The organism is Corallococcus aberystwythensis (assembly GCF_003612165.1).
GTDB classification, from domain to species: domain Bacteria; phylum Myxococcota; class Myxococcia; order Myxococcales; family Myxococcaceae; genus Corallococcus; species Corallococcus aberystwythensis.
Genome location: NZ_RAWK01000098.1, coordinates 19,956 through 31,121, shown reverse-complemented (window position 1 = coordinate 31,121; position 11,166 = coordinate 19,956). Strand labels below are relative to the sequence as shown.

At 67.8% G+C, this 11,166-nt stretch carries 13 protein-coding genes; 8 read left to right on the top strand and 5 right to left on the bottom strand.

The genetic code is table 11. The features are described from left to right. Together D7W81_RS17770 and D7W81_RS17765 are read left to right on the top strand one after the other, a co-directional pair. Nucleotides 1–1,011 (top strand): CapA family protein (locus D7W81_RS17770; protein WP_147445519.1); only part of this gene is annotated, 1,011 nt, incomplete at its 5' end. Between the two features lie 213 nt (nt 1,012–1,224). Further along, on the top strand, nt 1,225–2,499 hold the full coding sequence (locus D7W81_RS17765) for an MFS transporter (RefSeq protein ID WP_120556584.1): 1,275 nt from the start codon (nt 1,225–1,227) through the stop codon (nt 2,497–2,499). Nucleotides 2,500–2,511: 12 nt separating this feature from the next. On the opposite strand, the gene D7W81_RS17760 is transcribed toward D7W81_RS17765, so the two are convergent. Beyond that, a complete protein-coding gene (locus D7W81_RS17760; protein ID WP_120556583.1) occupies nt 2,512–2,841 on the bottom strand; it encodes a metalloregulator ArsR/SmtB family transcription factor in 330 nt (109 codons plus the stop codon). A 55-nt stretch (nt 2,842–2,896) separates the two neighbouring features. Here D7W81_RS17760 and D7W81_RS17755 point away from each other — a divergent pair, with 55 nt between their 5' ends. The 5 genes from D7W81_RS17755 to D7W81_RS17735 all read left to right on the top strand — a co-directional run bounded on the left by D7W81_RS17755 (nt 2,897) and on the right by D7W81_RS17735 (nt 7,606). Next, complete coding sequence (locus D7W81_RS17755; RefSeq protein WP_120556582.1) at nt 2,897–3,334, top strand: SRPBCC domain-containing protein; 438 nt, start codon at nt 2,897–2,899, stop codon at nt 3,332–3,334. Nucleotides 3,335–3,404: 70 nt separating this feature from the next. Beyond that, nucleotides 3,405–4,424, top strand: a complete 1,020-nt coding sequence (locus tag D7W81_RS17750; RefSeq protein WP_120556581.1) for an alpha/beta fold hydrolase — start codon at nt 3,405–3,407, stop codon at nt 4,422–4,424. A gap of 8 nt (nt 4,425–4,432) precedes the next feature. Continuing rightward, nucleotides 4,433–5,290, top strand: coding sequence for a helix-turn-helix domain-containing protein (locus D7W81_RS17745; protein WP_120556580.1), 858 nt, complete (start codon nt 4,433–4,435; stop codon nt 5,288–5,290). 66 nt (nt 5,291–5,356) lie between these two features. After that, nucleotides 5,357–5,779: a VOC family protein gene (locus D7W81_RS17740; protein ID WP_120556579.1), complete on the top strand. Its 423-nt coding sequence runs from the start codon at nt 5,357–5,359 to the stop codon at nt 5,777–5,779. 33 nt (nt 5,780–5,812) lie between these two features. Continuing rightward, complete coding sequence (locus tag D7W81_RS17735; protein WP_120556578.1) at nt 5,813–7,606, top strand: alkaline phosphatase D family protein; 1,794 nt, start codon at nt 5,813–5,815, stop codon at nt 7,604–7,606. A gap of 3 nt (nt 7,607–7,609) precedes the next feature. Here the strand turns inward: D7W81_RS17735 and sitI6 (D7W81_RS17730) are convergent, their stop codons facing one another. Next, the gene (gene sitI6 / locus D7W81_RS17730) at nt 7,610–8,335 is read right to left on the bottom strand and encodes a SitI6 family double-CXXCG motif immunity protein (RefSeq protein ID WP_120556577.1); all 726 of its coding nucleotides are present in this window, start codon (nt 8,333–8,335) and stop codon (nt 7,610–7,612) included. A gap of 25 nt (nt 8,336–8,360) precedes the next feature. Then, the gene (gene sitA6, locus D7W81_RS17725) at nt 8,361–9,011 is read right to left on the bottom strand and encodes a SitA6 family polymorphic toxin lipoprotein (protein WP_120556576.1); all 651 of its coding nucleotides are present in this window, start codon (nt 9,009–9,011) and stop codon (nt 8,361–8,363) included. Between the two features lie 164 nt (nt 9,012–9,175). Here sitA6 (D7W81_RS17725) and D7W81_RS17720 point away from each other — a divergent pair, with 164 nt between their 5' ends. After that, complete coding sequence (locus D7W81_RS17720; RefSeq protein ID WP_147445518.1) at nt 9,176–9,724, top strand: hypothetical protein; 549 nt, start codon at nt 9,176–9,178, stop codon at nt 9,722–9,724. Here the strand turns inward: D7W81_RS17720 and sitI6 (D7W81_RS17715) are convergent. Together sitI6 (D7W81_RS17715) and sitA6 (D7W81_RS17710) are read right to left on the bottom strand one after the other, a co-directional pair. Further along, complete coding sequence (sitI6, locus tag D7W81_RS17715) at nt 9,721–10,449, bottom strand: SitI6 family double-CXXCG motif immunity protein (RefSeq protein WP_120556574.1); 729 nt, start codon at nt 10,447–10,449, stop codon at nt 9,721–9,723. The two genes, D7W81_RS17720 and sitI6 (D7W81_RS17715), sit on opposite strands and share 4 nt — an antisense overlap. Nucleotides 10,450–10,473: 24 nt before the next feature. Further along, nucleotides 10,474–11,124 (bottom strand): SitA6 family polymorphic toxin lipoprotein, encoded by a 651-nt coding sequence (sitA6, locus tag D7W81_RS17710; protein WP_120556573.1) that lies wholly within the window; start codon nt 11,122–11,124, stop codon nt 10,474–10,476. Nucleotides 11,125–11,166: the final 42 nt, after the last annotated feature.

Here is an 11,166-nt window from a genome sequence, read left to right as displayed (position 1 = left end):
CCCCCGCCCCCGGGCGCGAAGGTGCGCATCCGCGCCGCCGGTGACCTGATGCTCGGCACCACCGTGCCGGAGGGCTACCTTCCCCCCGAGGGCGGCGGCAGCGTCATCGCCGGCGTGCGTCCCCTGCTGGAGGACGCGGACCTCACCTTCGTGAACCTCGAAGGGCCGCTCTGCGACACCGGCCGCACCACCAAGTGCCGGTCCCCCGCGAACTGCTACGCCTTCCGCTCCCCCACGTCCTTCGGTGACTTCCTCAAGCAGGCCGGCGTGGACGTGGTCTCCACCGCGAACAACCACTCCGGTGACTTTGGCGAGGAGTGCCGCCGCGCCACCGAGTCCACCCTGGACGCGCTGAACATCGCCTGGAGCGGTCCGCCGGGCAGCGTGGCCACCGTGGAGCGCAACGGCCTGAAGATCGGCCTGGTGGCCTTCCACACGTCCGCGGGCTGCAACCACCTCAACAACCTGCCCACCGCCACCGCGCTGGTGAAGCAGACCGCCGCCACGCACGACATCGTCATCGTCTCCTTCCACGGCGGCGCGGAGGGCGGCAAGGCCCTGCACGTCCCGCAGGGCAAGGAGATGTTCTTCGGCGAGGACCGAGGCGACCTGCGCGTCTTCACCCACGCGGTGGTGGACGCGGGCGCGCACCTGGTGCTCGGCCACGGCCCGCACGTCGCGCGCGCCATGGAGTTCTACCAGGGCCGCCTCATCGCCTACTCCATGGGCAACTTCGCCACCTACGGCCGCTTCAACCTCAAGGGTCCGCAGGGCCTGGGCATGATCCTGGAAGTGGAGCTGGACGGCCGTGGCGGCTTCTCCAACGGCCGCATCCTCCCCACGAAGCAGGTCGGTGAAGGCATCACCCAGCCGGACCCGGACGCCAACGTCGTCTCGCTGGTGCGCAAGCTCACCACCGAGGACTTCCCCGACACGGGCGCCCGCATCGCCGACGACGGCCGCCTCTCTCCGCGCAAGTCGCCCGTCACCGCCAGCACCACCGTGCCGTAGCGCCGCGCCTTCACGACAACGCCGTACCCGCACCCACGGAGGCCGCACCTCCGTGGGTGTTTTGCATGCCACGCATCGCGCACCACCGTCAGGGAATGCGCGCTTTGGTGAAGCCGGGCTGCTGCCTGGACTGCCGTGCGGTTCATTGCGCCTCCAAGGGTGCCGCGCCGTGCAAGGCACGCGCGTGCGGCGTGCGCTAAGACAGACTCCGACGTGCCTGCCCATCGACTCCCACGACTGACTTCGCTGCGCCCGTTCGACCACCCCGGTTACTTCGCGGTGTGGCTGGGCGCGCTCATCTCCAACATCGGCACCTGGATGGAGACGGTGGCGATGGGCGTGTACGTCACGCAGACCACGGGCAAGGCCGAGTGGACGGGCGCCGTCGTCGCGCTGTCGTTCCTGCCCGCGGTGATTCTGGCGCCGGTGGGCGGCGCGCTGGCGGACCGCTTCGACCGGCGCGCGTACGCGGGGCTGGGCGCGCTGCTGCAGGCGGTGCTCGCGGCCGTGCTGACGGTGCTGGCGTTCCGGGGACAGCTGTCGGTGTCCACCATCGGGGTCATCTCGTTCCTCAACGGATGCGTGAGCACGCTCACCTATCCGGCCTTCTCCGCGCTGCTGGCGGAGCTGGTGCCGCCGGAAGACCTGCACCTGTCCACCAGCCTCAACTCCGCGCAGTTCAACCTGGGCCGCATCCTGGGCCCCACGCTGGCCGCGGTGGTGTTGCAGGCGGGCGGGCCCGCGTGGGCGCTGCTCGCGAACACGCTGTCGTTCTTCGCGGTGCTCGTCGCCCTGTGGCGCGTGGTGCCGCCGGCGCGGGACCCAGCCGCGAAGCGTGAACCGCTCTGGGAGGGCATCCGCCGCGGCATCACCGTGGCGCGTGACGACGAGGACATCTCGCTGGTGCTGGTGGCCACCTTCTTCGTGGCCGCGCTGGTGGCGCCCTTCATCGGCCTGGTGCCGGTGTTCGCCATCCGCGAACTGGGCCAGGGCGCGGCGGCCACATCACTGCTGGTGACGTGCCAGGGCGCGGGCGCGGTCACGGCGGCGCTGTGCGTGGGCACGCTCGCGGAGCTCTTCGGGCAGCGCAAGCTGCGCGGCTACGCGGCGACGACCATCGCGGTGCTGGCGGGCGTGTACTGGCTGGCGCCCACGCTGCAAGTGGCGGCGGTGTGCATCTTCTTCCTCGGCGCCAACTACCTGGTGCTGATGAGCAGCCTGAGCTCGGCCTGCCAGGGCCGCGTGCCGCGTGAACTGCAGGCGCGCATGGGCAGCCTCTACAGCATGGTGCTGGGCGCGGGCTATTCGCTGGGCGTCTGGTTCCTGGGCGCGCTGGCGGACCGCATGAACCTGCGCTTCGTCACCATCGGGGCCAGCGCCATCTTCCTCGCGCTGGTGCTCACCACGCGCCTGCTCAAGCCCGCGCGCTTCGAGAACGAGCCCCTGGCCCAGGCGGAAGTGCAGCCGTTCTCCGACAGCGCGCACTGAAGCGCGGTCCCGTCAGTCCCCCTCCAGGTCCCGCTTCAGCTTCGACAACAGCTTCACCGCGTGGGTCGCGTAGGAGCTGATCCACCGCGCGTGGATGTCCTGGATGGGCGCCGCGTTGAGGTGGTTCCACCGCGTCCGCCCCTCCTTGCGCGACAGCACCAGCTCCGCCTTCTCCAGGACCTTGAGGTGCTGCATCACGGTGCAGCGGTCCAGGGTCTTCTCGAAGTGCTCGCACAGCTCCCCGGTCGTGCGAGGCGCGTCCTTCAACAGGTCCAGGATGGCCCGCCGGCGCGAGTCCGCCAGCGCCTTGAAGACGAGGTCATCCTGGTCGCTCCTTGACATGTTATATTTATATAACCTATTTGCGGGCAGGACCAGTTCCCAGCAGGGGGTGCCCATGGAGCCGAAGTTCCAGGTGCAGTTGAAGATCCGCAAGCCGGTGGCGCAGGTGTTCGAGGCGGTGGTGAACCCCTCGAAGCTGAGCGGCTACTTCGTGAAGACGAGCAGCGGTCCGCTGGCGGCGGGCACGACGGTGAAGTGGAGCTTCGCGGAGGCGCCGGGCGAGTTCGACGTCATCACGCGCGAGGTGGTTCCCAACGAGCGCATCGTCTTCGAGTGGCCCTCGGACCGCGGCGCCCTCACGCGGGTGGAGATGTCCTTCGTGCCGCTGGACGCAGGCAACACGATGGTGAAGGTGAGCGAGTCCGGGTGGAAGCCGGATGAGAAGGGCTTCGAGTCCTCCTACGGCAACGCGGGTGGCTGGATGCACATGATGGTCTGCCTCAAGGGCTACCTGGAGTTCGGCATCAACCTCCGGGAGGGTGGAGCGGTCTGAAATCCGCGACGCGGGGGAATGTCCCGGCCACACTGCCGTTCCCGCGCGTCCCGTTGCGCCAAGGAGCCCCATGTCCTCCGTCCGCGTCCCCGCCCTGCTGCTCTCCGCCCTGCTGCTCTCCGCTCCGGCCGCGAACGCGCAGGAGGCGAAGCGCGCCCCGGAGGCGCTGGGGCCAGGCATGGAGGGCTACCCCTACCCCGCCCCCGTGCAGTTCCTGCCCGTCACGCTGGAGGGCCAGGACCTGCGCATGGCGTACATGGACGTGAAGCCCACGGGCAACGCCAACGGGCGCACGGTGGTGCTGCTGCACGGCAAGAACTTCTTCGGCGCGTACTGGAAGGACACGATTCGCGCGCTCACCGGCGCGGGCTACCGCGTCGTCGTGCCGGACCAGGTGGGCTTCGGCAAGTCGTCCAAGCCGGCCATCGCGTACAGCTTCCACACGCTGGCGTCGCTGACGAAGCAGGTGCTGGACACGGTGGGCGTGAAGCAGGCCGCGGTGGTGGGCCACAGCATGGGCGGCATGCTCGCGACGCGCTTCGCGCTGATGTACCCGGAGGTGACGACGCAACTGGTGCTGGAGAACCCCATCGGCCTGGAGGACTACCGCGAGGCCGTCCCCTGGAAGTCCACCGGGGACCTCTACCAGGAGAACCTCAAGGCCACGGAGGAGGGGCTGCGCAAGTACCAGCGCGGCTACTACGTGAAGTGGAAGCCCGAGTACGACGAATACGTCCAGGTCCTCTACCGCCAGACGCTCAGCGGCGAGTACCCGCGCCTGGCCTGGGTGTCCGCCGCCACGCAGACGATGATCTACGAGCAGCCGGTGGTGCATGAGTTCCCGCGGGTGAAGGTGCCCACGCTGGTGGTGATTGGTCAGGAGGACCGCACGGTGGTGGGCAAGGGCAGCGTGCCGCCCGCGCTCCTGCCGAAGCTGGGGCAGTACCCCGCGCTGGGGAAGAAGACCGCCGCCGCCATCCCGGGCGCCACGCTGGTGGAGCTTCCCAACGTGGGCCACATCCCCCACTTCGAGTCGCCGGAGAAGTGGCACGCGGCCCTGCTGGACTTCCTGCGCAAGGGCTCGAAATAGTCCTGCGCATGCATCGCATCCGGGTGGTGCGCCACGCGTCCGAGCGGGGCGGTTGGGAGATGGCGCTGGCCACGCCGCCGCCAGCGCTGGCACCGCTCATCCGGGACTACTGCGGCTTCCGCGAGGCCATGCCCCAGCCCATGCGCCGGCAGGAACTGCCCGGGGTGCAGGTGGTGCTCATCCTGGAGTTCGGTCCGCTGCTCAAGCACCTGGACGACGCGGGCCGGGTGACGCGGCACCGCTCCGGCTTTGTCGCCGGCCTGGACGAGCGCTGGAGCACCACCGAGCACAACGGCGAGTCCCACGGGCTCCAGGTGAACCTCACGCCGCTGGGGGCCCGGCGGCTCTTCGGCCTGCCCATGCATGAGCTGTCCCACCGGGTGACGGGCCTGGAGGACCTGTGGGGCGCGGAGGCGCGGCGGCTGGTGGAGCAGCTTGAGGAGGCCCCGGACTGGGCAACGCGCTTCGCTCGCGCGGACGCGTTCCTGTTGAAGCGTGCCGAGCAGGGACCGGCGGTCGATGGAGGCGTGCGGTGGGCGGTGGAGCGCATCCACCAGACCGGAGGCCAGGTGGACATCGCCACGCTGGCGCGCGAGCTGGGCCACAGCCACAAGCACCTCATCCACCGGTTCCACGAACAGGTGGGGCTGCCCCCGCGCCGGCTCGCTCGCCTGCTGCGCTTCGACCGGGCGGTGGAGCGCATCAAGGCCGGAGGCCCGGTGCGCTGGGCGGAGCTCGCGCTGGAGATGGGCTACTTCGACCAGGCGCACCTGAACCGGGACTTCCGCCAGTTCACCGGCGGGCCGCCGTCCGCCCTCTTGCGCCGCGTGCTGCCGGACGCGGGCGGCTTCGAATCCGGTGCGTAGGTAAATTCCGTCCAAGAAGAGTCAGCGGCGGATGGGCAGGATGCGCGGTGAAAGGAAGACATCGCCATGTCCATGCCCCTGCCCAGCCTGTACCCCTTCATCCACTATGCGGACCCCGAGGCCGCCCTGCGTTTCCTGAAGCAGGCCTTCGGCTGCGAGGAGCGGGTCGTCTACCGCAAGCCTGACGGCGCCATTGCCCACGCGGAGCTCACGCTGGGCCATGGGCTCGTCATGTTCGGCGGCGCGGAGGGCGGCCGGCTGAAGATGGCCGCGTCGAAGGACGTGCCCCTGAAGAACCAGGGCATCTACGTGGTGGTGACGGACCCGGATGCGCTGTACGCGCGGGCGAAGGCGGCGGGCGCGAGCATCGCCATGGAGCTGCACGACACGGACTACGGCTCGCGGGACTTCAGCGCGCTGGACCCGGAGGGGAACGTCTGGAGCTTCGGGACGTATCAGCCGCTCGCGGTGACGCCGCCCAAGGGGTGAGACAGGAAGGGGCGTCCATGCAAGGCTTTCCCCATGAAGCTCTTGTTGGGGCCCATCCTGTACGCCAGGGCGCAGGCCACGCCGGACCCGAAGTCCCATGACGTGTGGAGCTTCTTCGTCAACGTGTTCCTCGACAGCACGTCGGCGAAGGAGCCTCCGGCGTTGAGGCTGTGTTTCCAGGACGCGAAGGGCCAACGGGTCGCGGTGTTCGACACGGTGAAGGCCGCCGCGGACCTCACCACGTTGCCCCAGGACACGCGGGGCGTGGTGTGGCGTTGGGAGGTCGCCCTGCCGCGCGCGGATGTGGCCCAGCGGCTGTCCTATCACTTCGAATCCGTGGACACGCCCGGCGTGCCGGTGACCTTCGAGCGTCCGCCGCCGCGAGATGACCGGCCGTGGTCCTCGAGGGTCATTCCGCCGGAGCCGCTGGTGGTGTCGGATGTCGTCATCCCGGCGCGGGGTGTATCGCCAAACATCGCGTTCTTCTCCTGCAACGGCGCCAGCCGTGCGAGTGATTGGAGCGACCTGGCGCAGCCCTTCGCGCTCTGGGAGCGGATGCTGCAACACCACCAGAAGGACCCGGCGGATCCGGCGAAGACGCCAGGGTTCCAGCTGCTCCTCGGGGGTGGGGATCAGCTCTACGCGGACTCACTGCACAACACGATGGATGTGTTGAGCGCGTTCATGAAGCTGCCCCGGAGCGAGCGGTTGACGCTGCCGGTGCCGGACGGGCTCCATGACAAGTTGTTCGCGGAATACGTCTGGCTCTACCGGGAGCGGTGGGGCGGCAGCCAGGGCATCGCGCCGATGCTGCGGCGGGTGCCGGGCCTGTTCATGTGGGACGACCACGACATCTTCGACGGGTGGGGTTCTCACGAGGAGCTCCAGCAGGCGCCCTGGTACCGGGCCCTCTACAGCGCGGCGGCGCGGGCGTTCGAGGCCTTCCAGCGGGGCTTCCTGGAGCAGCCCACGACGGCGCGCGAGCCGGACGACTGGGGTGCGACTCAGCCCGCGCGGCACTACTTCCAGACATTCTGTTTCTCCACGGCGGACTGCGACCTGGACGTGGTGTTGCTGGATTTGAGGAGCGGGCGGACCAGCCGGGTGATTGAGACAGGGGACGCGCATCCGCTGACGGAGTTCACGGTGATGAGCCGCTCCCAGTGGGAAGCGTTCGACGCGTGGCGCACCGAGCACCGCCAGCGGCCGGAGAACGGCAAGAAGGCGCGGCACGTGCTGGTGGTGTCCTCGGTCCCGCTGGTGCATCTGCGCTTCGGGCCGGCGATGGAGCACATGAGCCGGGGTGGCACGGGCCTGCGCGACGACCTGGTGGACCAGTGGGAGTCCGCGGTGCACCGGGGTGAGCGCACGCGGCTGTTGATGAACCTGTTCTCGCTGGCGAAGAAGTCCTACTGTGCGGTGACGGTGTTGTCCGGGGACGTGCACGTGGGAGCGAGGGCGCGAGTGCGTTCCCGCAACCCGGACCACCTGGTCCCCGCGCTGGGCACGGTGGGAGAGGTGTTCATCGAGCAGGCGACGTCCTCACCCATCGTGCATCCGCCGCCGGGGTGGCTCGCGTTCAAGGGGATGCTGGCGTTGTCGGAGGATTCGCGGGAGGACCTGCCGGGGTTCCTGCAGACGGAGCTGTTGCCGGTGGGCAAGGAGCTGTACCTGCGGGACCGCAACTGGCTGTCCATCCGGCTGGAGCGGCCCAAGCACCACGACACGGCCGCGCGTCCGAAGTTGTGGGTGAAGTGGATCGCGGAGAAGGAGCACCTGCCCATGGAGGTGGTGGTGGAGCCACCGCCCTTCCCCACCGTGGGTTGAGGGTCAGCGGACGGGAAGCTCACGGAAGGAGATGCCCGTCCAACCGCCCTGCTCCACCGCGTCCTTGAAGCGGTCCGTGCCGATGAGGACGGTGCCGTAGTCGCCCAGGCGGAAGAGGTCGATGTCCGTGGGCAGTGAGGCCCCGTCGAGGATGAGGTCCTCCGGAAGGCGAAGGCCTACGCGTCCGCAGGTGGAACAGGGCGGCTCCAGGTCTGGGGGGAGACAGTCAGGATGCATCCGGCCGCGCAGCTCGAGTTGGAGCTCGAGGATCTCCGGAGGTGTCTTCTGACGGAACCGCAGCTCCGTCTTGCACCCGAGGAGTCCGCGAATGCCGGCGGCCTGGAGGCTGTCGAAGGCATCGCGACGCACGAGGATCCAGCAGCTTTCGAGCCCTGAGAAGGGCGGGAACTGGCCGGATGCACGGCCTACCAGCGGGCCAAAGGTCGTTCCGGGAGAAAGCTCGGAGCCTGGGGGCGCCAGGGGGCGCACCAGCTCCCGGAGACGTGCGAACTCATGGAAGGGTTCGGGTCTGGGTTCTTCGAACTCAGCTCGTTCTGGAAGGTCTGAAAGGTCGACCGCTGGGTAGTGGTCTCCCCAGGTACCCCAGGTGGCACCGCATCCCGGGCAGTCCTTGATGCCGGGCAGAAGCCACTTCGGCGCGGCATCAAAATCCCCAGTGAAGGAGTTCCTGACCACCTTGTCGGGACGTAGGTCAAAGTAGCGGGTCATGGGCTTTGGATCCGGGCACTGAAGGTCAGTTGTACTGCTGGATGGGCCCACCCAATAGTTGAAACCGATAGATCAGCTCTCCTGCATGTTTGAAGATTTCTTCAGGCGGGGCATTCCTGTTTGCCTTGCTGAACTCGCGCCACGCCTCGTTCCACAAGCCGCCTTTGGATCCACCGCTATGGATGCGCCGGTGGACCTGCACGGGGATGGGGATCGTGTACTGGTGGATGTCGATGCCCTTGATCTTGAACCATGCAGCAAGGTCCTGGGCCTGCGGGAAGATGTGGTGCTTCTCGAACTTCCCTGCCGGCAGCTGCCGCTGCGGAGGCACGGGCCTGGGGCTCCCATGCCAGGGGAACACCATCACGGGTTCCGCATTGCCCGGCAGCCCCATGCTGCCGCCCCAGTTGCGCCGGGGCCCACTTCCCGGCGCGGGAGCCACTGCCGCGGGTGGCGGCCGGGGTGGCAGTCCGCGCGCCAGCACCACCTCTCCGGGCACGTCCTCGCATCGGAAGAAGCCACAGGCCGTGTCGCCACAGGCCAGGGTCACACAGGCGTCCCTGCTGGCGTCACCGCACTCCGCTTCGGCTTCGTCCCACCGCTGCTGGAGCGGCGTGCTGGAGGCGCACGCCGTCATCCACAGCGTCAGGACCAGAACTGGCAGAATCTTCCCCATGAGGGGGAAAACCTACTCATATCCGGTGCCCTGTGACCAACGTCAGACTTGAAGACCTGTGCAACGCAACGACCCTCGCCGCCCTTCGCCATCCCCGGTGGGATCCGGAACTCCGCACCTTCGAGGGGCTCAATCCCTGCACCTTCTGGAACAGCGACACAGGCGTGGATGTCTCCGGAAGCATCGACACGGGTCAAGGCCCCTACGTCTTCCAGATCAATGGTCCACTCAAGACGAAGGACCACCTGCGTCTCTGGACCGACGACTATCATCCCGGCCTGATCATCGTTCGTGGCGATCTGCACGCACGAACGCTGTCGTTCGGCAACGGCGCGCGGATCTTCGTGGAGGGCTCCGTCGTCGTGGAGGACTGTCTCTTCGGCCAGTACGGAGACCGCAACGCGGTTCTCAGTGCCAAGGGTGAACTCCGGGCACGGGCGGCCTTCCTCGCGAACACCGCCCGCGTCTACGCGGACGAAGGCGTGCGGTCGCTCATCTACGCGCCGCTGGGAAGCTGGGAGTCCCTGACGCCGGACATCGAGAACGAAGGCGTGGGGGATGGCATCCAGTTCTTCGACCCCTCGGTGCTCGACCGTTACGGCGATCTCGACTTCCGCCGGGCCATCGAAGCCGCACGCGCTGGCCAGGCCCTGTTCCTGCCCGGCGTCGAGGAGCAGTTTCCCCAACGGTTGTCTTCACGAAAGACTTTCTAGGAACGCACGGGAAGCTCACGGAAGGAGATGCCCGTCCATCCCCCCTGCTCCACCGCGTCCTTGAAGCGGTCCGTGCCGATGATCATGGTGTTGAAGTTGCCCACGCGGAACAGATCCGTGTCCGTGGGCAGTGAGGCACCATCAAGGATGGGGTCGTCCGGACGGCGAAAGCCCTGCCGTCCGCAGGTGGGACAGGGGGGCGCCAGGTCGGGAGGAAGGCAGTCGCGGTGCAACAGGCCGCGCGGTTCGATTTGAAGTTCGAGGATGTCCGGAGGCGTCTTCTGCCGGAACCGCAGCTCCGTCTTGCAGCCAAGCAGCCCACGGATGCCCGCAGCCTGGAGACCGTCGAGCGCATCGCGGCGGATGATCATCAGCGAATTACCCAGCCATGTGAAGGGACCGAACTGACCGGAAGCGTGGCCTACGAGTGGACCGAAGTTCGTTCCGGGAGGGAGATCTACATGCGGAGGGGTCAGCGGTCGCACCAGGGCTTGAAGACGCAGGAATTCGTGAAGGGGTTCAGGTCGGGGCTCCTCAAATTCCGGATGCTCGGGGATGAGCGAAAGATCCACGGCCGGAAACTCGTGTCCTGCTCCTGACCAGGTTGTGCCGCAACCTGGGCAATTCTTGAGACCCGGCAGCCCCCACTTGTGCGCTGCATCGAAGTCTCCGCTGTAGCGGGAGGTGGCTGCTTCGTCATCGCGGAGCCAGAAGAAGGAGGTCATGTGCTGTGGATGCTCGCTAGGAAATCAATGGTACTGCTGGATGGGACCGCCCAGGAGTTGAAAGCGATAGATGAGTTCTCCTGCGTGTCTGAAGATCTCCTGAGGCGAGGCCTTCGGATTCACTTCCTTGTACTCACGCCAAGCCTTGTTCCACTCCCCTCCTTTGGGTCCGTTAGAGTGGATTCGCTGGTGGATGTGGCGGGGAATCGGAAGGGTGTACTGGTGGATGTCGACGCCCTGTTCCTTGAACCACTCAGAAAGGTCCTTTGCCTGCGGGAAGATGTGGTGCTTCTCGAACTTGCCCGCGGGCAGTTGCCGCTGCGGAGGCACGGGCCTGGGACTCCCGTGCCAGGGGAACACCATCACCGGTTCCGCATCACCCGGTAGCCCCATGCTGCCACCCCAGTTGCGCCGGGGCCCACTTCCCGGCGCGGGAGCCATCGCGGCCGGAGGCGGCCGGGGCGGAAGTCCCCGGGCCAGCACCACCTCCCCGGGCACGTCCTCGCACCGGTAGAAGCCACACGCCGTGTCCCCACACACGAGGGTCACACAGGCGTCCCTGCTGGCGTCACCGCACTCCGCTTCGGCTTCGTCCCAGCGCTGCTGGAGCGGCGTGCTGGACGCACACGCGGCCATCCACAGCGTCAAGGCCAGGCAGGTCAGCATCTTTCGCATGGCGGGAAACCCTAGCATCCATACCCCTGCCAACTGCCTTAT

Bases quoted from the DNA above. Each gene is read 5' to 3' on its own strand.
- sitI6 (WP_120556574.1), bottom strand. From the start codon at position 10,449: ATGACCTCCTTCTTCTGGCTCCGCGATGACGAAGCAGCCACCTCCCGC.
- D7W81_RS17760 (WP_120556583.1), bottom strand. From the start codon at position 2,841: ATGTCAAGGAGCGACCAGGATGACCTCGTCTTCAAGGCGCTGGCGGAC.
- D7W81_RS17750 (WP_120556581.1), top strand. From the start codon at position 3,405: ATGTCCTCCGTCCGCGTCCCCGCCCTGCTGCTCTCCGCCCTGCTGCTC.
- D7W81_RS17755 (WP_120556582.1), top strand. From the start codon at position 2,897: ATGGAGCCGAAGTTCCAGGTGCAGTTGAAGATCCGCAAGCCGGTGGCG.
- D7W81_RS17740 (WP_120556579.1), top strand. From the start codon at position 5,357: ATGTCCATGCCCCTGCCCAGCCTGTACCCCTTCATCCACTATGCGGAC.
- sitA6 (WP_120556573.1), bottom strand. From the start codon at position 11,124: ATGCGAAAGATGCTGACCTGCCTGGCCTTGACGCTGTGGATGGCCGCG.
- sitA6 (WP_120556576.1), bottom strand. From the start codon at position 9,011: ATGGGGAAGATTCTGCCAGTTCTGGTCCTGACGCTGTGGATGACGGCG.
- D7W81_RS17735 (WP_120556578.1), top strand. From the start codon at position 5,813: ATGAAGCTCTTGTTGGGGCCCATCCTGTACGCCAGGGCGCAGGCCACG.
- D7W81_RS17745 (WP_120556580.1), top strand. From the start codon at position 4,433: ATGCATCGCATCCGGGTGGTGCGCCACGCGTCCGAGCGGGGCGGTTGG.
- sitI6 (WP_120556577.1), bottom strand. From the start codon at position 8,335: ATGACCCGCTACTTTGACCTACGTCCCGACAAGGTGGTCAGGAACTCC.